The organism is Sorangium sp. So ce448 (assembly GCF_051520915.1).
Classification (GTDB): Bacteria; Myxococcota_A; Polyangia; order Polyangiales; family Polyangiaceae; genus Sorangium; species Sorangium cellulosum_B.
Genome location: NZ_CP150343.1, coordinates 7,886,112 through 7,907,889, shown reverse-complemented (window position 1 = coordinate 7,907,889; position 21,778 = coordinate 7,886,112). Strand labels below are relative to the sequence as shown.

The 21,778-nt window shown below is 70.1% G+C and carries 17 protein-coding genes; 11 read left to right on the top strand and 6 right to left on the bottom strand.

Annotated features, from left to right (window positions below; genetic code table 11):
- The first annotated feature begins 103 nt into the window (after positions 1 to 103).
- Entirely contained in the window at positions 104 to 301 is a 198-nt protein-coding gene (locus tag WMF45_RS29810; protein ID WP_437708230.1) for a hypothetical protein, read from the top strand.
- Positions 302 to 359: 58 nt separating this feature from the next.
- Here WMF45_RS29810 and WMF45_RS29805 read toward each other — a convergent pair whose 3' ends face one another.
- Positions 360 to 1,616 (bottom strand): SLC13 family permease, encoded by a 1,257-nt coding sequence (locus WMF45_RS29805; protein WP_437708228.1) that lies wholly within the window; start codon positions 1,614 to 1,616, stop codon positions 360 to 362.
- Positions 1,617 to 1,670: 54 nt separating this feature from the next.
- Here WMF45_RS29805 and WMF45_RS29800 point away from each other — a divergent pair, with 54 nt between their 5' ends.
- Together WMF45_RS29800 and holA are read left to right on the top strand one after the other, a co-directional pair.
- A complete protein-coding gene (locus tag WMF45_RS29800; protein ID WP_437708226.1) occupies positions 1,671 to 2,195 on the top strand; it encodes a hypothetical protein in 525 nt (174 codons plus the stop codon).
- A gap of 109 nt (positions 2,196 to 2,304) precedes the next feature.
- The gene (gene holA, locus WMF45_RS29795) at positions 2,305 to 3,363 is read left to right on the top strand and encodes a DNA polymerase III subunit delta (RefSeq protein WP_437542067.1); all 1,059 of its coding nucleotides are present in this window, start codon (positions 2,305 to 2,307) and stop codon (positions 3,361 to 3,363) included.
- Positions 3,364 to 3,405: 42 nt separating this feature from the next.
- On the opposite strand, the gene WMF45_RS29790 is transcribed toward holA, so the two are convergent.
- Together WMF45_RS29790 and WMF45_RS29785 are read right to left on the bottom strand one after the other, a co-directional pair.
- Positions 3,406 to 4,389 (bottom strand): hypothetical protein, encoded by a 984-nt coding sequence (locus WMF45_RS29790; protein WP_437708224.1) that lies wholly within the window; start codon positions 4,387 to 4,389, stop codon positions 3,406 to 3,408.
- A 1-nt stretch (position 4,390) separates the two neighbouring features.
- The gene (locus tag WMF45_RS29785; RefSeq protein ID WP_437708222.1) at positions 4,391 to 6,151 is read right to left on the bottom strand and encodes a MutS-related protein; all 1,761 of its coding nucleotides are present in this window, start codon (positions 6,149 to 6,151) and stop codon (positions 4,391 to 4,393) included.
- A gap of 121 nt (positions 6,152 to 6,272) precedes the next feature.
- On the opposite strand from WMF45_RS29785, the gene WMF45_RS29780 reads away from it, so the two are divergent.
- Positions 6,273 to 7,325, top strand: a complete 1,053-nt coding sequence (locus tag WMF45_RS29780) for a cytochrome P450 (RefSeq protein WP_437708220.1) — start codon at positions 6,273 to 6,275, stop codon at positions 7,323 to 7,325.
- Here WMF45_RS29780 and WMF45_RS29775 read toward each other — a convergent pair.
- On the bottom strand, positions 7,294 to 9,630 hold the full coding sequence (locus WMF45_RS29775; RefSeq protein WP_437708219.1) for a GMC family oxidoreductase N-terminal domain-containing protein: 2,337 nt from the start codon (positions 9,628 to 9,630) through the stop codon (positions 7,294 to 7,296). The genes WMF45_RS29780 and WMF45_RS29775 overlap by 32 nt on opposite strands.
- Positions 9,631 to 10,050: 420 nt before the next feature.
- Here WMF45_RS29775 and WMF45_RS29770 point away from each other — a divergent pair, with 420 nt between their 5' ends.
- From WMF45_RS29770 to WMF45_RS29755, 4 genes are all read left to right on the top strand, one after another.
- Entirely contained in the window at positions 10,051 to 10,536 is a 486-nt protein-coding gene (locus WMF45_RS29770) for a sugar dehydrogenase complex small subunit (RefSeq protein WP_437708217.1), read from the top strand.
- A 41-nt stretch (positions 10,537 to 10,577) separates the two neighbouring features.
- Entirely contained in the window at positions 10,578 to 12,191 is a 1,614-nt protein-coding gene (locus WMF45_RS29765) for a GMC family oxidoreductase (protein ID WP_437708215.1), read from the top strand.
- Between the two features lie 569 nt (positions 12,192 to 12,760).
- Positions 12,761 to 13,786 carry an AAA family ATPase gene (locus tag WMF45_RS29760; RefSeq protein ID WP_437708213.1) on the top strand — a complete coding sequence of 342 codons (1,026 nt, stop codon included), beginning with the start codon at positions 12,761 to 12,763 and terminating at the stop codon, positions 13,784 to 13,786.
- 104 nt (positions 13,787 to 13,890) lie between these two features.
- Positions 13,891 to 14,619 (top strand): hypothetical protein, encoded by a 729-nt coding sequence (locus WMF45_RS29755; RefSeq protein ID WP_437708211.1) that lies wholly within the window; start codon positions 13,891 to 13,893, stop codon positions 14,617 to 14,619.
- Between the two features lie 193 nt (positions 14,620 to 14,812).
- Here WMF45_RS29755 and WMF45_RS29750 read toward each other — a convergent pair whose 3' ends face one another.
- Complete coding sequence (locus tag WMF45_RS29750) at positions 14,813 to 15,496, bottom strand: HAD family hydrolase (protein ID WP_437708210.1); 684 nt, start codon at positions 15,494 to 15,496, stop codon at positions 14,813 to 14,815.
- A gap of 1,013 nt (positions 15,497 to 16,509) precedes the next feature.
- On the opposite strand from WMF45_RS29750, the gene WMF45_RS29745 reads away from it, so the two are divergent.
- The 3 genes from WMF45_RS29745 to WMF45_RS29735 all read left to right on the top strand — a co-directional run bounded on the left by WMF45_RS29745 (position 16,510) and on the right by WMF45_RS29735 (position 20,935).
- Positions 16,510 to 17,550, top strand: coding sequence for a hypothetical protein (locus WMF45_RS29745; protein WP_437708208.1), 1,041 nt, complete (start codon positions 16,510 to 16,512; stop codon positions 17,548 to 17,550).
- 1,534 nt (positions 17,551 to 19,084) lie between these two features.
- Complete coding sequence (locus WMF45_RS29740) at positions 19,085 to 19,879, top strand: hypothetical protein (RefSeq protein ID WP_437708206.1); 795 nt, start codon at positions 19,085 to 19,087, stop codon at positions 19,877 to 19,879.
- A 258-nt stretch (positions 19,880 to 20,137) separates the two neighbouring features.
- Positions 20,138 to 20,935 carry a helix-turn-helix domain-containing protein gene (locus WMF45_RS29735; RefSeq protein WP_437708204.1) on the top strand — a complete coding sequence of 266 codons (798 nt, stop codon included), beginning with the start codon at positions 20,138 to 20,140 and terminating at the stop codon, positions 20,933 to 20,935.
- On the opposite strand, the gene WMF45_RS29730 is transcribed toward WMF45_RS29735, so the two are convergent.
- Complete coding sequence (locus tag WMF45_RS29730) at positions 20,901 to 21,662, bottom strand: methyltransferase domain-containing protein (protein ID WP_437708202.1); 762 nt, start codon at positions 21,660 to 21,662, stop codon at positions 20,901 to 20,903. The two genes, WMF45_RS29735 and WMF45_RS29730, sit on opposite strands and share 35 nt — an antisense overlap.
- Positions 21,663 to 21,778: the final 116 nt, after the last annotated feature.

The following is a 21,778-nucleotide window of genomic DNA, read 5'->3' as shown; positions in this document are numbered from 1 at the left end:
TTTTTCCGCGCTGGAGCTTGATGATGGGTCTTTCCAGCAGCAGAATTGAAGTTTTTCAATTCAATCCGCTGCTGGGTCCACCGGGGATGGTACGCTGGGCCACATGAACAAGCGCGCGATCCGGCAAGCCTTGCGGCTCCTGGTGATGCTCGCCATGGGGCCTGTGTTCTGTGCGGCCGTCGGGATCACGGTGATCCACGCGTGGCTCGACGTGCGGCGCAGGCCGCCGGGGCGGCGTCCCTTCGCGCGCGTCGGGGTGCGCCATCGCCGCCTGCGCCTGCGCGAGCAGGCGCCGCTGTGATCGGCGCGGCGCCCGCTCTGCGTGGCGGCGCGGCGGGGTCGCGCCGTGGCGGCGCGGCTCAGCGTACGAGGAGGAGCCAGGCCAGCGCCGCGGCGGTCGAGGCGAGCGTCACCGGGACACCCACCCTGGCGTAAGCGCGGAAGCCGATCTCGCGCTCGGCGCCCACCGTCTCCACCACGATGATGTTGGCCACCGAGCCCAGCAGCGTGAGGTTGCCCGCGAGCGTGGACACCAGCGCCGTCGTGATCCACGCGAGGTGCGGATCGGGCTGGCTGCGGATGTACGAGTCCGCCAGGAGGATGAAGGGGACGTTCGAGACGATCTGGCACCCGACGATCATCGCGATGCTCAGCCCGAGCAGACCCATCGTCGGCCCGGCGGGGAGGAAGGGGCTGGCCGCGCGCAGCGCCTGCTCGGGCATGCCGGTCTTCTGGAGCCCCGCCACGACGATGAAGAGGGCCCCGAAGAAGACGAGCACGGTCCACGACACCCGCTCGAACAGGGCGTTCGCGTCGCGCCGGTGAAGCAGGATGACCGCGGTCGCGCCGCCGACCGCCGTCCACGCGAGGTTCGCGCCGAGCACGAACATCACGGACACGACAACGATGCAGGCGAGCGGCGCCAGGGCGCTCGGCCGGGCGTCTCCCGCCGGCGCGGGCGCGGGCTCGGGCGCGGGCACGGGCACGGGCGTCCGCACCGAGATGCGGCGCCGGAGCAGCAGGTGCAGCGTCACGGCCGTGACGGCGAGCCCGATCAGCGCGGCGGGGCCCGCCTCCAGCAGGTACGTGCGGTACGAGATGCCGGAGAGGTGGCCCACGAGCATGTTCTGCGGGTTGCCGGCGAGCGTGAGCGCGCTGCCGGCGTTGGCGCCCATCGCGAGCGCGAGGAGGTACGGCGCCCGCTCGAGCCCCGCGCGCCGGGCGGTCCGGTCGACGAGCGGCGCCAGCATCACGCAGACCGAGTCGTTCAGCAGCACCGCGGAGGCGAGCCCGGAGCCCACCGTGACGAGGTAGAGCAGGCGGACCGGCGACAGGTCCCGCTGCGCGACCCACGCGGCGGCGCGCTCGAACACCCCCGCGGCGTCGAGCGACGCCGAGAGCAGCATCATTCCGAGCAGGAGGCCGATGGTGTTCGGCTCGATCGCCGCGAACGCCTCATGCGGATCCAGGCCGGCGCCCGGCTGGATCGCGCTCAGGAAGACCATGGCGCACGCGCCCGCGAGCGCGCCGGCCGGGCGTCCGATGGGCAGGATCGACAGGCGCCGCGCCGCGATGAGCATGTACGTGAAGGCGAATACGAGCAGGACGGACCACACGGCGCGGATCTAGAGTGGTCGGGGGGGATCCTGTCAAACTGGGAATGCGAAGGCATGGGCAGGCAGCTCTCGACCCCCACCGCGATCCTCCTCGGCAGCGCCATGATCGCCGCCGCGGTCTACCTCGGCCTTCGCCACGGCCCAGCCGGCGTCCCCGCGGACCCGCGCCCCGCCCGGGAAGCGCCCGAGCCGCCGGCCGATGCGGCGTCCTCCGCCGGGCCGGCGGCTCGGGCGCCTGGCGCGGGCGCACCGGCGCGCCCGGTCCAGGCGCCCGCGCCGAGCGTTGCGCGCGACGAGGTCGCGATGCAGGCCGCGCGGGCGCTCGAGGCGCACCGGCCCGCCCTGATCGAGCGCTGCTACAAGCCGGCGATCGCGGCGCAGCCGGCGCCGCGCGGGGTGAAGTACGTCTTCAACCTCACGTTCGACGCGCAGGGCCGGCAGCTCGCCCGAGGCATCATCGAGGACCGCGAGGCGTCGCGCCCCGAGGTCACCGCCTGCCTTGTCGACGCGCTGCCGTCGGTCGCCGTCGCGCCGCCAGGGGCGAACGTGCGCGTCGATGTCCCGTTCTCGCTGCCGTGATCGAGGGGAGGGCCGGGCGCGCGGGCTCGCCGGCGGCGGGGGCGAGCGCGGCGCCCTTGACGCACCCGCCTGAACGCCCGATGCCGGAGCGGTGACGCCCGACCAAGCCTTGAAGGAAGCGACCACCGGCGCCCTCCGCCCGGTCTACCTGGTGCTGGGGGAGGAGCGCTGGCTGGTCGATCGCGTGGTGAGCGCGATCAGGGAAGCGGCGGCCAAGGGGGGCGTCGCCGGCTTCAACGAGGACAAGTTCACCGCGGGCGACGCGCCTGTCGAGTCGATCCTCGGCGCCGCCCGCATGCTGCCGATGATGGGCCCGCGCCGCTTCGTGCTCGTCCGCGGCGTCGATCGCTGGGAGAAGAAGGACGAGGGCGACGACGGCGAGGGGGACGACGACCGCGGCGCGAGCGGCGCGAGCGGCAAGCGGGGCGTGTCGAAGCAGCTGAGTCCGCTCGACGCGCTCGCGGAGTACGCCAAGGCGCCGTCGCCGAGCGCGGTCCTCGTGCTCGTCGCGACGAAGCTCCACGGCCAGCGCCGCCTCGTCACCGCCGCCAAGAAGGGCGATTTCCTTGTCGCGTGCGAGCCCCTGAACCGCCGCGCCTTGCCCGGCTTCATCGCGACCATCGCCCGGGAGAAGGGCAACCCGATCGCGCCCGACGTGGCCGATCAGCTCGCCGAGCTCGCCGGGCCCGAGCTCGGCTACGTGGTCGACGCGCTCGAGCGGCTCTCGCTGTACGTCGGGCCGAAGCAGCCGATCACCGAGGACGCGATCGCCCAGATCGTCATCCGCATCCGGCAGAGCACCGTCTGGGAGCTGATCGACGCCCTCGGGAAGCGGCGCCTCGACCGCGCGCTCGCGGCCCTCGCCGACGCCTACGATCCGCGCGACGGCGGGCTGCGGCTGCTCGGGGCGGTCTCCTGGTCGGTGCGGCAGATGGTGAAGTTCGAGTCGGCGCTCGCCGGGGGCGCGAGCCAGGCCGAGGCCGCCCAGCGCGCGGGCGTGGCCCCCTTCAAGGCGAACGACGTGGCGCAGTCGGTCCGCCAGCTCCCGAAGGGCGCGCTCGCCGGCTGGATGCGCGTGCTCGCGGAGACGGATCTCGCGCTGAAGAGCAGCCGCCGCCCGGCGCAGGCGGTGCTGGAGACGATGCTGATGGAGATGTGCGCGCGCTGAGCGGAGCTCGGTGACCGCCTTGCGCTCCGGGGAGCGAAGCCATCACTCCTCGACGCTGCGCCGCACCGCGAAGGCGAGGCCGCAGCCCTCGATCTGCTCGCGATGGAGCACGCCCGTCGGCGAGAGCCCTTGCTGGTCGACCCGCCGGCCCACACGCAACAGGACCCTCTTCGCCGCGAGATCCACGAGAGAGACGCGCGCCGAGCTCGCGGACGTCGTGCTCTCGGCCGGGCTTTCGGCCACGACGATCAGCACCTCCGCGCCGGCGGCCTTCTTCGCCAGCTCGATCGGGGCGTGATCCAGCTCCTTGCGGTGCCTCTTCACCGCCGCGACGTCGCGGGCCGCGCGCACCGAGCCCTCGAACGTGGGGCCGAGCACCGCGAGGCCGAGCCGCGCCTCGGCGAGCCGGCGGACGTTCGCTGTCTCCTCGTCGACCCTGGTCCCGCCGAAATACACGCCTCGCACCTTCGTGAGCAGATCGCGCTCCTCGGACGTGGGCGGAGGCTTCAGGAGGCACAGGAGGAACGCATCCTTGTCGGATCCGCGCGCGGCATCCTCGATCCCGCGTGCGTCGCGCAGCTCGGCGCGAGGGGCGCGCACGTACACCGCGGGCCGGCGGAGCAGGGCGTCGAGGGCCCCTGGGGCGCGGAGCGAAGGGTCGACGACATCGGCGGGGTCCCCGTCGCCCGCGGCCTCGGCGATCCAGCGATCCGTCGCCTCGACGAAGCCCTCGTGGCCCGCCGGGAACTCCGCGCGGCGCTCGTCGAGCACGGCCAGCAGGGCGCGGCGTTCGGCCTCGATGGCGCGGCGATCCTGGACGTACATCGCGATCGCGAGGAGCACGACGGCCGCCGCCGTCAGCAGCGTGAGCAGCCGCGCGCGCCCGAGCCGCTTGTCGCTCGCGAACGTCCCCTTGATCCCGGCTCGAGCCGCGTGATGGCGCGCGCGCGCCCGGTGGCTGGCGGCCCGCTCCACGCGCGCGCGGAGGGCGGGGTTCATTCGATCCGTCGTGAGGAACGTCGCCACGTCAGCTCTCCCGACCCACGACGGACAGCGCTCTGGAGGCGAGCTGATTGCGATCGATGTTGCGATCGATGAGGCCCTCGAGCTCGCCGCGGGTCACGCCGAGCCGGGCCGCGGCCTGGGCCGCGAGCGAGGTCGCGGCCACGCCGTCGACGAACTGGTACGTGGGCTTCTGCGCCGCGTCGAGCTCCACCTGGACGAACCGGAGGTTCCTTATCGCCTTCTCCCGCTCGAGCCGCGCCGCGAACGTCAGGAAATGCGTGGTGATGAACGCCTGCGGGCGGAGCTTCTCGAGCAGCGTGACGACGAGCTCGAAGATCTCCTCGCCCTCGGACGGGTTCGTCCCCGAGCAGAGCTCGTCGAGGATCACCATGGCTCCCGGGCCGAGCTCCTCGAAGAGCGCCCGGATCCGGAGGAGCTCCATGCCGAGCCGCCCCTCGCTCTGATCGAACTTCGTCTCCTGGATGAGCGACACAACGAGCCCCGGGACGCGGGCGACGCTCGCCCTGCGCGCCGGCACGAACATGCCCGCCTGCGCGAGGAGCTGCGTCAGCGCCACCGACTGGAGCAGGCGCGTCTTTCCGCCCGAGTTCGGCCCCGTGACCAGGAGCGTCGTGTCGGCCCGATCGGTCACGACGTCGCACGGCACCGCCTTCCCTCCGCCGGCGACGAGGAGCGGATTGAAGAGGCCGAGGAGCGCGCGCTCGCCCTCCGCGGCGGACCGGAGCTCCGGCAGGCAGACCTCGAGCCCCGCCGCTTCGGCGAGATCCCGGAAGCCGAGCGCTCCCAGGTAGACTTCCATCTCTCCGACGAGCGGGACCAGCTTGACGACCTGATCCTCGATGCCCTCGAACACCGCGTCGACGAGCCTCGCCATGACCTCTCCGTCGCCGAAGCTGTACCCGCGGAAGAACATCTCGAGCTTCGCGAGCCAGCGCCGCACCGGCGACAGCACGAACGGGTTCTCCTGCCGCTCCCGGACGGTCACGACGTCGAAGCCTCGGATGCGGCCGTCGGCGCCGACGCGGATGTCCAGGCGGAGCGTCGCGAGGTGCTCGTCGTAATCGAGGAGATCGGCCATCGATCGATATCCCTCGGTCGCCTGCACCGCCTGGCCGAAGTCGCGCAGCCGGGAGAGGCCCGATCGCGCGCCCTCGAACGACGCGCTCATCAGGTCGAAGACCTCTTTGACGATCGCGAGCACGTCGAGCTGCCGCCGCGTCGGATCGAACTTCTTCCCTGCCACCGCGCCCTCGAGCGCGCCGCGCATGCGGCACGAGGCCGTGTAGAGCCTCTCGAGCTGCGTGCGAAACGTGGGTGAGCCCGAGAGCTCGTGGAGGATCCCCCGCCGGAGCTCGGTCACGCGCGTGTCGCTCGGGGGCCGGGAGAGCACGCGGAGGATGAACCCTCGGTTGACGACGGCCTCGTGCCCTCCGACGCGGACGCGGAAGCACCGGGCCACGAGCTCCTCCAGGAACAGGTCCGGCGCGAAGCTCTTCGGATCCCACGTGGAGGGCCCGATGGGCGCCCGATCGAGCGCCTGGCTGAAGAGCCCACCGGAGACGCCGCTGGTGAACGCGAACGAGAGGGACTGTCGCAGCTCGTCGAGATCGGTCCGCGCGGGCGGGTCCACGAAGAGCAGGCTGGGGATCTTGTCCGTGGACGGGAGGGCGGGTGCGTGCGGCACGTCGGGCGCGTAGGGCCTACCGGGCTCGGGCGGGCGGGCAATGCTCTCGGTGGGGACCTGCGCGCGGATCGGGTGCATGAGCAGACGACCCGCGCCCGCGGGAAAAGTTCCCCGTCTCCCGCGAAAACCCGCGCTTCCCCCGGTGCCGCCGTGGGACCGCCTTCGCGACGGCGCTGATGTACCCTCGGGCGAGCCGCCCATGACGATCGCAGCCCCCTCGCCGCCTGCCCGCCCCGCTTCCGAGATCCCTGTCGCTCCGTCGATCCCGCTGCTCGGCAGTTTGCCGTGGATGGCGGTCGACGCCGCGGGCTTCCTGGAGCGCGTCGCCATCGAGAAGGGGCCGATCGCCCGGATCCCGTTCGGGGCCGCGGGCATGGTGATGCTCACCCACCCGGACGACGCCCGCTACGTGCTCCACGAAGCGGCAAGGAAGTACCTGCGCGGCGAGAAATCGAGGGAGACCGTACAGCCCGTCTTCGGCAACGGCCCGGCGATCAGCGATCCGCCGTTCTGGCTGCGGCAGCGGCGCATCATGCAGCCGAGCTTCTCCCGCGCGCGGATCGCCACGATGACGGCGGCGATGAACGCGGTGGCCGAGCGCCACCTCGCGCGCCTCACCGATGGCCAGGAGCTCAACGCCCACGATCTCATGCTCGGCATCACGCGCGACGTCATCGTGGAGACGATGTTCTCGCAGCAGCTCCCGTCGGACATCGCCACGCTCGACAGCGCGCTCGCGGAGATCGACCGCTACATCAAGATCCGGATGCTGCTCCCCTTCAGGGTGCCGCTGTCCTGGCCGCTGCCCTTCAACGTGCGCATCCGGGAGGCGACAGCGGCGTTCGACCGGGTGGTGTACGGCATCATCGACCGGCGCGAGCAGGGCGGAGAGCGGCCGGGGGACCTGCTCGACGCGCTCCTCGACGCGCGCGACGAGGAGACCGGCGAGCGCATGTCGCGGAAGGAGCTGCGCGACGAGGTGCTTCACATCTTCTTCGCCGGGCACGAGACCACGGCGAACGCGCTGACTCGTGCTGGCGCGGCTCGCGCAGCGGGGGAGGCTCGTCGCGCTGCGGCCGAACGAAGCGCGACCGCGCGGCACGACCGCGCTCGGGCCGTCGGGCCGGGTGCCGGCGCGCTTCGAGGCGCGGAGCGCCGCGGGCGCACGCTGACTGGCTCACCTCGTCTTCACGCACACGGACGCTGGCGGTCGCGGACCGTCACGGCCCCTCACCCGGGATCTGGTGCTTGATGTACGTGTCCCAGAGATCGCCGAAGAAGAACGCGCCAAGGCGCGACACCGCTGCCGCGCGGCCGCCGAGGGTGGGCACGTTGCGCGCCCTGAGGGTGGTGAGCTGCCGCAGGAAATCCGCGAAATGGACGCGCAGGATGCCCTGCGCCACGGGTCTGCCCTCGACGCTGGATCCCTCTCGGATCGTCGTGAACAGCGTCGTCGTGTCGGGCCAGACGTCGAAGCCGGGATGGTCGTGGATCGTCTTGAACCCGTCGAGGAGGTAGCGCTCGCCGTCCTCGCCCGTGAACTCCAGGCGGTAGATCATCCGCTTCGTGCGGGCTTCCGGATCCTCGATGAACAGGTTGAAGCGCCCTCGCTCCACGAGCACGCGCGAGCCGAAGCCCGCGCCGTCCACGTAGCCCTCGCACATCGCCTCGTGCTCGCGCGACTCGATGAACCTGTGGAGATCGTCGATCACGATGGTCAGCCGGAACTCGAAGGCTCTCCCTTCGCTCTTCGCCAGCGCCTCGGCCGCCTCGTATTCCTCCGGCGTGCTCGCGGTCGTGACGGACCGCGTCAGATGCCCGCGCATCTTCTCCGTGAACTCGACACCGGGCGCAGGCTCGGCGAAGGCGGGGACCTGGAGCGAGACGGTGGTCGGCACCTCGATCCGCCCTGTCGCGCGGCCGTGGATCGCGTCGGCGACGCGCTCGGCAAAGGCGGAGATCGTGAGGAAGGGGTTCACGCCCAGGCTCGTGGGGATGATGGCGCCATCGGCGACGAAGAGGCCTGCCTGCGTGTCGCCGCTCTCGCGGAACGCCTGGCCTGCGTGCGTGACGGCGCCGAGCTCCGCGGTCTCCCCCATCGGGCAGCCCCCCAGCGGGTGCACGGTGATCGGGTTCTTGCCGAGCGCCTCGCTCCAGCGAGGGTTTGCGACGTACGTCCCGCCGTGCGTCTTCGTGAGCTCGTACATCGCGCTGGAGATGAGCTTGAAGACGTCCCGGTAGCCGACTGCGCCCCAGATGACGCGAGGGTTGCCCTCGGAGTCGAGCGTGACGCGCCCGTCCGCTCCGTCGTGCCCAATCCCGAGGTGGACGAGCGAGTGGTTCAGCGCGCCGCTCCGCGTCGCCGAGAAGGTGTCGGCCACGATGCGCTTCATCTCACCGGCCTCGTCGAGCCAGCCGCTGTCGGTGTCTCGGCCGGAGAGCGCGGAGATGCTCGCTATCTTCCGCGCTGCGTCCACGAACGCGGATGGAATCGCGCCCTCCATCACGATGAAGTCGGCCGCGCCTGTTCCCCCTGGGCGGCGGAAGTCGACGACGCGCATGATCGCGGGGCCGACGTCCGCGTGGCCTTGCTGGCGGCCGAAGCCGAGCGAGTTCTTCGGTGGACCGTCGGTATTGTAGGCGCAGCCGAACTGGTCGGCGTTCGAGCTGAAGTGGTGACCGATACGCCCGCAGAGGTCCAGCCCGCGCTCGCGGGAGCGGAGGAGGACGCCGGTCGAGCCCAGCGACCCGGCGCCGAGGACCACCGTCCGCGCGAAGACGACGCGATCCACGGGCGGCGAGGACTGGTCCGCGCGGTGGCTCAAGAAGACGTAGTAGCCGTTCTTCGCCGGCGCCTCGACGAGGAAGCGGACCTCCGTCTGCGTGAAGATCCGCGCCCCCGCGGCGCGCGCCATCGGGAGGTAATTCATCATCAGCGTGTTCTTCGCGCCGACATTGCACCCCGAGACGCAGTCCCCGCACTTCGTGCAGATGCGGCGGTGGACGCTGTGCGCGTCGAGACCTTCGTGCGTGGAGTTGATCGCGAGGTTGGGGACCAGGACCGGCCTGCCGAGCTTCTGGCCCGACAGGGCGTGGGCGTCGGCCTTCGCGGTCGAGAACGCAGCGGGCGCGATGCCGAGCGTCTTCTCGGCCTTCTCGTACCAGGTCCAGAGCTTGCCGCTCCGGGCCTCGGCCTGGATCGCAGACGGGAAGCGATCGCTCGCGAACACCTCGACCAGCGGCCGTATGGCCACGTTGGCGTTGATGAGGGACGTGCCGCCGAGGCCGTTCCCCGAGAACACGTCGAGGTCGTGGCCGAACTGGTAGTCATAGAGCCCAAGCGGGTTCGCCGAGGTCCGCAGCTCGAGCGCCGCCTGCGCCGGGTCCTCGGGGAAAGTGCCGACAGGGAACTCCTTTCCCCGCTCGACGATGCACACCGAGTGTCCGTGCGCGGCGAGGCGCGCCGCGACGATCGCTCCCCCGTAGCCGGACCCCACGACGACGACCCCATAGCGATCCTGCAGGTCCAGAATGGACGAAGAGAGACGAGGCCACATCACACACCTCCCGCCCGCCGGTGCCGGAGTCCATCCCCACAGCACTGCGTGTGCACCCGACCCGACTCTACAGCCGTGCAGGTCCCCACGTATACGCCGATGATCGAGGATGGGCGGGAGGCAGCCAGGGGGTGGGGCGCATTGGATGGACGCCGCGGCCGATCTGGCGGCGAACGTTCGTGGAGGTCGTATGTTTCGGTGGGGCGAGGTGAGGCGACCACGACGGACGGGCGGCGGTCGAGCAGAGACGGTCAAGTAGAGAATGGCGGAGAGCGAACCTCGTGGTCCAGGGGAGATCGTGATTGACGCCGGGCACCTCGTCCCTCATGCCACCATGGCGTGCGCCACGAGCCTCCTCGTGGCAACAGCAGCATCCAGCAGCTCAATCCGGGGCGGATCGCCCAGAGAAGCATCCTCCGCATGGGCCGGCGCCGTTTCGCCCTCTTCATCTTCGCGCTCCTCGCCGCCGCCGGCGGCCTTGCAAGGCACGTGGTCCGCGGCCGGGCCGCCGCGCCGCTCGACCGGTTCCTCGCCTTGTCCACGGTGCTCACCGGGGTTGGCGACCTCGCCCGGGACCACGCGCAGATCTACCTCGACTGCCTGCTCGTACGTCCGGAGCAGGCCGCGGCGCTCGAGGACCTCTATGCCAGGGCGGGGCTCGTCGGCGACGCTCCGGCGTGCCCCCTCGATGACCTGACCGCGCGGGGCGTCTTCGCCGACAGGCGCCTACGGGCGCTCGCGGACGAGATCCTCCTGTTCTGGTACACGGGCCAGTACGACGCGGCCGACGGGCGCGCGCTGGCGACCTACGAGGGCTCGCTCGCGTGGAGATCGCTCCCTTACACCAGCGCACCGGGCACCTGCGGCGGGGCGATGGGGTCCTGGGGGGAGCCGCCCGCGGGGTGAGGCGGCGGGGCGCGCTGCCGCCGCCCGGACGGAGCTCGGTTATGGGGGACAGGCTGCAAGCGGATGTGGTCATCGTGGGCGCGGGCATCGCGGGGACGCTGGCCGGCTACCGGCTCGCGAAGGCGGGCGCCAGGGTGCTCGTGCTGGAGTCTGGGCCGCGGGTCGACCGCGACAGGGCCGCCAGCGCCTACCGGAGCGCCGTGGTCAAGACGCTGGATGCCCCCTTTCCTCGCTCCATGGCCGCGCCTGCGCCCAGCGAGAGCGCTCCCCGCGGGTACTACGTGCAGGAGGGCCCGGACCTCTTCAAGAGCACGTACCTCCGCGTCGTCGGCGGGACGACCTGGCACTGGCTCGGGACCGCGCTCCGCTTCCTCCCCGACGATCTCCGGATGAAGACCCTTTATGGAGTCGGCGTCGACTGGCCCATCGGGTACGACGTGCTCGAACCCTGGTATGTCGAGAGCGAGATCGAGATGGGCGTGGCCGGCGATGACAGCCTCGGCTCGCCGCGCAGCGCGCCTTATCCCATGGCGCCCATCCCCCACAGCTACTCGGATCTGCGCATCGCCGAGAGGATCTCGGCCCTCGGCTATCCGGTGACCGCGACGGCACAGGCGCGCAACAGCGCCGCGTACGACGGCCGGCCCGCGTGCTGCGGCAGCAAATCCTGCAGCCCGATCTGCCCGATCGCGGCCCGCTATGACGCCTCGGTGCACGTGAAGAAGGCCGATCTGGCCGGCGTGCGGATCGTGGAAGAGGCCATCGCCACGGCCGTCGGCGTCGGCCCTGACGGACGCGTGTCGCGCATCGTGTTCAAGCGCCCGGACGGCACAGAACACGAGGCCTCGGGCAAGGTCTACATCGTGGCGGCGCACGGGATCGAGACGCCCAAACTGCTCCTGATGTCCAGGACCGACGCGCTGCCGGACGGGGTCGCGAACAGGAGCGGCCAGGTGGGGCGCAACCTCATGGATCACCCCATCCAGCTGAGCTGGGCGCTCGCCGGGGAAGCGCTCGGGCAGCCCCGCGGACCGCTCTCGACGGGGGGTATCGACGCCACGCGGAACAGCGCCTCTCGGGGGGTGCGCGCCGCGTTCCGGGTGGAGCTCGGCAACAGCGGGTGGCAGTGGCCGATCGGCGGGCCCGAGGTCGCCGCGGCCGATCTCGTGCGCAAGGGTGTACGTGGCCAGCAGCTCGCCGCCGAGCTCGCGTGGCATTGCACCCGGCAGCTCTGCGTGTCCAGCTTGATGGAGCAGCTCCCCGATCCCGACAACCGCGTCACGCCTGCCTTCGATCAGCGCGACGCGCTCGGGGTGCCGCGGCCGCGCCTTCATTACCGGATCGACCCCTATACCCGCGACGGCATGACGGCCGCGCGCGCGATCCACGACCGGATCTTCGACGCGCTCGGCGCCACGTTCCGCGAGCACCGGCTCGAGCACGAGGGCGCCGGGCACGTCATGGGCACCTACCGGATGGGCGCCGACCCGAACACCTCGGTGGTCGACCCGAACCTGCGCGCGCACGACCACGACAACCTCTACCTGCTTGGCAGCGGCGTCTTCCCCACCGGCGGCGCCGTGAACCCCACGCTCACCATCGCCGCTCTCGCGCTGCGCGCCGCGCATTCCATCGCGACCGCGCTCGGGCGCTGATCCCGAGCGTCGCGATTCGGGCTCGACCTTGGAGCCCTGATCAGCAGCATCGGCGATGCGGTCGAGCACATGGGTGTGTGCCACGGGCGGCGTAACCGGCCACCGCTACCACCTGATGATGGGCTCGGTCGAGCCCGACGAGCCGGAGGCGCAGGAGCTCGCGGACAAGCTGCTCGCGCCGCTCGCGAGCTGGCGCGCGGGGAGCCGCCCGGAAGAACGGCAAACCCGAGGGCGAGCGCGCGGCGCCTGTCCCGCCCGGCGCGCCCGTTCCGCCCGATGGGCAGGGCGCCGAGCCGGTGCCGGCCGACCTCCGAGCGCGCTCGCGTAACGCACGCTCGCAGCTGGCGCTGTGCTCTCTCGGCTTCGTCCCTTCCCCAGGAGCATGCCTCCGTCCCCCCCGCCGTCGCGCCCTCCGTCCCCCCCGCCGTCGCGCCCTCCGGCGCTCCGGTTCGCGCTCGGCGGGGTCCAGGTCTGGCGCGGCGCGGACGTCGGCGCGATCCCGGAGCCCGCCCCGTCCTTCGAACGCCCCGTGGCCTGTGCTAGCGTCCTGCGCCCGCGAAGGAGGACCCTTGCACGCACCGAAGATTCTCCGGATCCGGATCGAGAAATTCCGGCGCATTCAGGAAGCGCTGGAGGTGGAGCTGACCACGCCGCGGGGAGATTCAGTGCAGCAGGCCGTCTTCGCCGGGCCCAACGGCTGCGGGAAAACCAGCGTGATCGAGGCGGTGCTCCTCGGCCTGGGGATGGGCCCGCTCATCGTGCGTGACCTCGAGCGCTCCCGCAGGGAAGAGCACTGGCGTGTCCTCGTGCCCGAAGGTGCCATCATCGAAGTAGACGTCGCCATCGACGGTGCGAATCCGACCACCTGGATCCGCACGGCGGACAAGCACGTCCACCGTCTTCCTGACGGCGCGGAGGAGCCGATTCCTCCTCAGTGGTTGCAGTCTCTGGCCGTCGAGTACTTCTCTTCATGGCGCGCGCCGGAGCTGGTAGGCCCGATCAAGCCGCTCGTCGGGCGCGGCGGGCGTCCCATCGACAACGAGACCAACCGCCTGTGGCGGCTCAAGCAACGGATCAATGACGAGCGCGCGCGAGGGGGGTACAAGGGGACCCTGCCGGGGTTCGGAAGGGCGGATGCTTGGCTCAACCGGCTCAACGATGCGTGGAGCCGCTTCCACGGGGACGACGGCACCCGCATCGACGCCCAGATCGTCGATCCGGACGATGAAGAGCTGCTCGCCGATCTCTTCGTGGTGACCGACGACGGGAGAAGGATCTGCTCCATCGACCAGATCAGCTCGGGCGAGATCGAGCTCCTCTCCTTTGCGGGCTGGATCATCCTCAACGACTGGAAGGGCGGCCTGCTCGTCATCGATGAGCCCGAGCTGCACCTGCATCCGCAGTGGCAGGCGACGATCCTCCCGGCCCTCCACGCGCTCGCCCCGGACGTGCAGATCCTCGTTGCCTCGCACGCCGATGCGGTCTGGGATCAGACGGCCAGCTACGCGCGCTTCCTCCTCGTGCCGGACACGGATCCCCGCTCGCGCGCATGGCGCGAAGCGCAGCCTCTTCCGCGCACGCAAGAGGCGTCATGAAGCCGTCGTCGGACGTGACGGGCCTGTACCGAAACTTCCCGGCCTATCTCTGGGTCGAGGACGAGGAGACGCGCACGTACCTCCAGACGGCGTGGGAAGGCGAGTTGCACATCAAGGTCCTCGTCGCCGGTGGTCACGGGCACCTCCACGCCGTCGTGAATGCCGCACGAAGTGACTACAATACGCACGTCTTTGGCTTTCGCGATCGAGACTTCGGCGGTTCCAATCGGGCACGGTCGAACGAGGACGCGGTGGTGGTCCTGACGGCGGATGTCGTCGAGATCGAGAACCTACTCCTCGACCCGGATGCCATCGCTGCTTGCCAGGTCAACACCTCGGGCCTCAACGCAGCGCAGGTCGAGCAGGAGCTCACGATGCTCGCGACGCCGCTCACCTGGTGGATGAGCTGCCGCCGTACGATCACCGAGATCCGCGATGCGGTGGTCGATGGTTTTCTCGAACATCCGCGGAGAGATCGCGTCAAATCGCAAGGGGACGCTGAGGCTGCCATCACCGGTAGCCTCTGGTGGGCGCGGGTCCTGCCCACGCTCCAGCCAGACTGGGGCAACGTGGCCACGAACGCGAGGAGGCTCACGGATCACGAGGCCAGCTACCGCGCGATGCTGAGCACCGGCGCCTGGCGGCAGGAGTTCTCCGGGAAGGAGATCCTCCGCGACCTCACGACCAGGATCTGGACCAGAAAGCGTCCGAAAGACCCCGAATGTCGGCTCACGTTCGTCCAGGAGATCGCCAGAGCTCAGCTCGATCTGAATCGGGTACCGCAGGAGATCCGCGAGCTGCGAACCGCAATCCGGCGTCGCATCGGTCACTGAGCACAGGTTCTCGTTCCGCGGACGTACGCGGGTTTGACCTCCACGCACCCGCCGCCCCACGTGTCAGAGGACTCGCCGCGCCATCCGATCCTCTTCTGGAGGATCAGTCGACCATCGGCGTGATCTCGCGGAGCCACCCTGGCGCATCCGAGCCGCAGCGGTCAGCCGGCCGCTCGTCGAGAGATCTCCGATCTCAACCGAGCAGCGCCTCGAGCGCGCCCCTCGCCCGAAGGTCGGTGAAGCTGTGGGTCGGGGCGCATGCGGCGAGCTCTGCGAGGGCGTAGGTGCCGGTGGCCACGGCGATCGACTCGGCGCCGATCGCCCGGGCCGCCGCGATGTCCTTCGGGGTGTCGCCGATGACGACGACGCGGCACGCCTCGAGCGGCGCCTCGAGCATCGCCGCCCCGCGCGCCGCGCCGATGCGCAGGAGCTCGTCGCGGCGCTCGTGATCGCAGCCGAAGCCGCCGAACGCGAACCGCTCGTAGATGCCGACCCGCGTGAGCTTCGCCTGCGCCCCGGCGCGGACGTTCCCCGTGCCGAGGCCGATGGCGCACTTCGCGCGCCGGGCGGCGGCGTCGAGCGCCTCGATGACGCCGGCGTGGACCCGGGTGTCGCCGGCGAGCGACATCTCCTGCGCGAGGATCTCGACGTAGATCGCGAGGAGCGCGTCGATGGCGTCCTCCGTGGCCTCGCGCCCGACCGTCTCGAGCCCTGTCCGGATGATGGCCCGGTCGGTCATGCCGGCAAACGAGAACGCCTCGCACGCGTCGCGCCGGTCGGCGTACCGGGCGAACGCGTGCTCCATGGCGCGCCGGCCTGCGCCGCCGGTGGAGAGCAGGGTGCCGTCGATGTCCCAGAGGAGCACGGTGGGGCGCATGTCCCCATGGTATAGATCGGCGCCGCCTCTGGGCGAGCGCGGAAGGGCGGCGGGCGCGACGGCCCCGTCGCGGTCTCGCCAGGCAGCTGGGCCGGGGGGGTCGTCGAAGTCCTCGTGGGTCGAGCTTGAAGCCAGCGATCCGGCGCGGATCGACCTTGGAACCAGCGCTCCAGCGCTCGTCCTGCGCCACGGGGCCGGAACCTGGCGGCGTCGGCCGGAGACCGGGCGCCCAGCCAGCGGCGCGCCGGTCCGCCCGATCGCGGTGCGGCTGTGGCGCCGGCGCGGGGCTTCGGGCGGCTGGTTGAAGGCTCGCTGCGTCGCCCGCCCCGCGCCAGCCCACCCAGGTTGGGAATTTCTGGAGCGTCGGCTCACCCAGGTTGGGGCGCCGTCTGGGGCGTCGTCCGAGGTTGGGGCGCCGTCCGCTCGTCCCGTCTGCTCACCCAGGTTGAGGCACCAGCTCAGGTTGGGGACAGCTCACCCAGGTTGAGGAGCAGCGTCGCGCCGCTGGCCCAGGTCGAGGAGCAGCGTCGTCGCGTCGGCTGACCCAGGTCGAGAATTTTTGGAGCGTTGGCTCATCAGAGATGAGAAATTTGTTTCTATAAATGCAATGAGATGTGCTCGCTCTGATGTCCACCCTACATAATGAGTGGTTCGAGCGCAGCTACGCCGTGATCTCGGGCCTCAAGCCGACCCGGGTTGAAAACAGAGTGAGAATTTTGGCGTGAAGGTTCACATAATATGAGAATTTTTGTCATATAAACGCAATGCGTGTCGTTGGTCCTGGCGCCTTCTTGAACTGTCGTTCGTCCTCACATCTTCTGTTGGTGCCGACCGTTTCGAGCGCAACCTCGCGGTGATCTCTGGTAGGTTAGGCGCTGGAAATCGAGAGAGCGCGTTGCCCGAGCTCCCGTGTCAGGCCCTCCACCCTGGCCCGAGGCGCACCGCGCGTGCGACGTCCTCGCGAGCTGTGCGGCGTGCCTTCGCCGCGCGGAGGACTCCCGGAAGACAACACCATGCGACGCCCGCCGCTCAGCCTGATCACAGCGGTCCTGCTGCTGCTCACTTGCCCAGTACCGGCGGCGGCAGCCCCGCTCCCGCGGCGGCCGCCGCCGACCGGGCCCGAACGAGAGATGCTCGACGAGGCGAAGCGGCTCTTGGATGAGGGGCGGCTCGCGGACGCGCGCGACATCCACCTGACGCTGTGGGGGCTCACGAAGAGCGCCTCCGACGCGTTCCGCGTGGGGATGCTGTCGTTCAGGCTGCACGACTTCGAGAGGGCGGCGGAGTTCCTCTCGATCTACTTCGAGATGGTCGGCACCCCCGACGCCCCGAAGATCTGGGTGCCGCCGGGCTTCAAGGAGAGCTACGAGCTTGCACGGGCGAATTTCGCGGAAGCGAGGCGGCACGTCGGCGCGCTCGACGTGCGCGTGAGCGAGCCCGGCGCGGCCGTGCTCGTGGACGGGCGGCAGGTCGGTGTGTCCCCGCTCCCACGACCCGTGTACGTCACTCCCGGCCAGCACCGGGTGGGCGGACAGCGCGCCGGGGAGCAGATCGAGACCACGGCCGGCGTCGATGCGGGCGGCGAGAGGACCGTCTGGCTGGTGTTCACGCGCGCTCGACCCGAGGCGCCTGCGTGTCCGCCGGCGAGCAAGGTGGTTACCTACCCCGTGGCGGCGCTTCCTCCTTCCACGGGCGGCACCGCACTCCGGTGGTGGACCGTGGGCGCGCTTGCGGCCTCGTCGGCCGCCCTTGCCGCCGTCGGGGGCGTCTCGGTCCTGGAGGCCAACGACGCTGCCGACGAGCGGGACGCCGCCTTCGTCCGGGCGCAGTGGGAGGTCTCCCATTGCCGGCCGGGGCTCCCTGCCTGCGACGCCTATGCCGATGTCGATGGGCGCACGAAGACGTTCACGGCCCTGTCCGTTGGCGTCTTCGTCGGCGCAGCTCTTGCGGCCGGCGGCGCCGTGGCCTCGGGGTTCCACCTCGCGCCACAGGCAAAGGTCCGCGTGGGGGCCCTGGGGACCGCCCCGGGCGGGGGGCTCTCGTTCTCGTGGTAGCGCCCGACCTCCGCAGAAGCGTGCTCCCTGGCAGAGAGCCGACCTCATTTTATGAATGCGAGTTCATTCTGGATGAAGAAATTGACGACGCTGGTCGCAATTAGCACTACTGCGGGAAGTTGCCCCGGATCGGCAGAAAAACCGCCAAGGCGCCGAGGCCGCCAAGGAGAGAGAGGACGTGCCGTCCCGGCATTTTCCCCTTCCATTTCCCAGGTTTCTTGGCGCCCTCGGCGCCTTGGCGGTTCACTTCCCCGTCCAACTTCCCGCAGTAGTGTTAGAGCAGCGCACGTCATTCGACGCCTGGCTCGGATCTCCGCGCTCCCCTGGACGAGGTGGTCTGATATCATCGCACCAACGTCGAAGCGGTGGCTGTGTGCCTCCGGCACGGTGTTCCTGGGCGGCTTTCTCTGGGCGGCCTGCGGCGGTGACGCCCATGTCGATGTGGAACAGGAGCCTTCGTGCGCTTCAACGGCGGAGTGCCAGCCCGAGGAGACCAAGAAGCAGTGCATCGACGGGCACTGCCAGTGCCCTGATCCCGCGGAGGAGCGCTGCTGCAAGCCAGACGCGAAGGAGGAGGGCGATCGGTGTGAGCGGGCATGCCGGCCCGTCAGCGAGTGCAATGCTACGCCCTGCGAGACACCTCGGGACTGCCCAGGGCCCGTGGACACGCGGTGCGGTGAGGCCGTTTGCGTCGTCGGTGTCTGCAGGCTGGCACTGCGCGAGCAGTTCGAACACCAACTCCCCGGCGACTGTCGTATCGTCAGATGCGGCGATGCGGGGGAGCTCCGGGTCGAGCACTCAGAGAGCGACGTCTTCAATGACGGCAATGAGTGCACAATTGACCGCTGCACAGACGGAACCAGCTTGCACCTGCCTGAACCGACCGGGCCATCGCCGGAGTCGTCGGGATATTGCAAGGACAGCAGGTGGGTTGGTTGCCTACGAGACGAAGACTGTGGAAACCCCTCCTACGCGTGTTCCACGTCCGGCAGGTGCGTCCACGAATGGTGCGAAAATGGCATGCTGGATTCTTCCTCGGGAGAAACAGCGCTTGACTGCGGCGGTCCGTGCGATCCCTGCGAGTTCGGACAGCCGTGCGACAGCGACGACGATTGCGCTGAGCAGATCTGCGCCGAGGACGGGACGTGCGCTCACGCCGGCTGTGGCGATCATGTGCTCAACGGCGCGGAGACGGACGTGGATTGTGGTGCCCCGTCATGCCCCGCCTGTGATCCAGGGAAGATGTGCAACTCCCACGAGTCATGCCAGAGTGGCGTGTGCGAGGATGGCGTGTGCCGCGAGGCAACGTGTAGCGATGGAGTGATGAACGGCGACGAGGCCGGTCTCGACTGCGGCGGCCCGTGCGCCGCATGCCCCCTGTAAATCGCCGAGCCAGACATCTGGCACGAGGGATTCCCTGGTCCGAAGGAGGAGAGATTCGCTGCAATCCAGTCGCGAAGGAGGAGGGGGCTCCCCTGCGCAGAATTGGCGACGCAGACGTCTCTTACCAACACATCGGAGGGTGGAGGAAATCATGCGCGACATCATATGGCTGGCTTTGATCACCGTCCTCGGTCTCTCCGGGGCAGCGTGTGGCCCGGACGAGTACCGGCCCTTGGCGGAGAACGAGGCGGTCGTCGTCCGAGTCTACGGATACAACGTGCCGATCGTCCGCGATGGCGTCGAGTACCTCGGCGAAGCGGAGGCCTTCGTCCGGAAGGTGGACGTCAGCAGCGCGTTCGGCGTCCGGGACCCTGGCGACGGGGAGTACCTCCCCGACAGGTTCGTCGTGAGCAACGGCGCGGAGGAGGCGGAACTCGCCTGCTACTGGTGGCATGACAGCGATCCGGACGACGACCTCATCGCCGCCAAGTGCCGCGGTTATCTCAAGCACGCCGAGCCGGGTCGCGCGATCCGCGCCCGGTTCAACGATCTCGACGGCTGGGAGATCGTGATGCCCGAGCTCTCGGCGCTCACGTCTCCCGAGCCGGAGAGCGCGTTCAGCGTCGGCTCCGGCGAGGATCTCGTGCTCTCGTGGGAGGCGCTGGGCAAGGACGACATGATGAGGTGGTCCATCGGCCCTGTCAGCTTCGATGAGCCGGGTCCCTGTCTGGATGACGTATCCTGGGTCGACTCGTCGGGGGAGGTGGACGACACCGGCTCATTCACCGTTCCCGAAGGCTCGTACCCCACGGGGCTTCCCGCCGAGGGCTGTCAGGCCTTCGTGCGCTTGAGCCGTGGTCGGGACGGGACCATCGATCCTGGCGCCCCGGCTGGCGTGATGTTCGGCATGCAGACTTACAAGATGCGGATGACGCTGACGCCGTAGCTCCGTCCGGCAGGCGCGAGCGCAGGTCGGGCCCGCCAGATCTTCGCTGGCCTTTCGCTTGCGCAGCGAAAGGGAAGAGGTCCTTACTATCCAGCGGCCTGCTCGGCGGAGAGCGTCGGTGCTCGCTTCTCGCTTCCTGCTTCCGCCGATGTCATCATGGCGCTCATGCCCCCCGCGCCGGCGATCCAGCGAGAAGACCTTGTGGGCGGAGGCCGAGCGATCTTTTGCTGCCGGCAACCCTCGCCGGTGCAGCCGGTCATGCGGGCGTCCGTGACCCACGCCTTCGCCGCTCTGGCGTTCTACACGAGCGGCTCTTCTCGCGTCGAGCAGCGCGGTCGATGGAACGTCGAAGCTGGAGACGTCCTCCTCGTGCCGGCCGGACAGCCGCACCGCTCGATCGAGAAGGCGGCCCCGGACTGGATCGGCGTTGGCTTCTGTGTCCCCTGCTTGAGCGCCGAGGAGGCGGGCAGCTTGCTCGAGCCGTTCGAGCGCGTGCGCTCCGGCGCGTCGCCCGTCGTTCGGGTGAGCGCGGATCGGCACGCGCACATCGACATGCTGCTCCGCGAGCTCATGCGCGCGACGGAATCGCGCGATGGCGGCGCTCCTGACATCGTCCAGCGGAGCCTCCTTGTTCTCCTCCTCAACGAGGTTCGGCAGGCCGCGCGCTCGCAACACCCTGCCTCAGCATCGCCGGGAGTCGTCGTCGATGCCCTTCGCTTCATCGAGCGAAACTGCCTTCGGCCGCTCTCGCTGAAGGACGTCGCGCGGTCCGTGGGGCGGAGCCCGGCATACGTGACGACGGCGCTCTCTCGGGCGACGGGCCGGAGCGCGGTCGAGTGGATCGTGGCCGGGAGAATGGCGGAGGCTCGCCGCATCCTCCTCCACTCCGACGAGAGGGTCGAGATCGTCGCCGAGCGCGTCGGCTACGCGGACGCGACGCACTTCATCCGCATGTTCCGTAGAGAGCACGGGGCGACGCCGGCGGCGTGGCGCGCCGAAGCGCAGAGCAAGGGCCGCACGCTCACGCAGGAGACGGTGTCCGGCCGCACACGCTGAAGACGAGGTCGCCGACGAAGGTGGTATTGGCCTTCGTCCGTTCGGCGGCGAGACGTTCTTCCAGGGTGTCCACGTCGACCTCGGCCTCCGACGCCACCCCTTGCTGCACGATGCGCGGGAGCATCGCGCGAACGATGAGCGCGAGCTGATGCTGGATCTTCGGCGTCTGCACGATGGCCTCGGCCCTCACGAGCTGCACGGTCAGGCCCGCCTCTTCAAAGACGCCTGGCATCTGGAACCCCATGTGGAGGCTGGCGCCCTCACGCTCGACGGTCCGCCAGATCCACTGGTGCACCTGGCGGTGCAGATCCATGGGCACGAGGCTGCCCTGGCCCATCGTCGGGTCATTCTCCTGGAGCAGGATCAGGCCGCCGGCGCGCACGGCACCGGCCATGGCACGGACCGCGGCGACAGGATCCGGCTGGTACATGAGCACCCTCCGGCCGACGGCGGCATCGAAGCGCTGGGCGGTGGGGGAGAGCGCGCCGAGGTCCCGCTCTTCGAAGGCGACTCGGCGGAGTCCCAGCTCGGCGGCTCGCCGGCGAGCGACCGCGATGGGCGCCGGATCGCGGTCCACCCCGAGCACAGAACCCCCTTCGCCGACGATGCGGGCGACCATGAAGCTCACGTCGCCTCGGCCGCACCCCACGTCGAGGACGCGCATGCCGGGAGCGATGCCGGCGTCGCGCAGAAATCGTTCGGTCATGTCGTTGACCAGGTCGTTCATCGTCGTCTCCGCCAGTTCGTGTCAGCTCGCCCGTCGTTGCTGGTTTCACGCCGAGCTCGTGGGTCAGCATCCCTGCTGTCTGCAGGACTGTACGGACTGTCTGTCCTGCGCGGCAG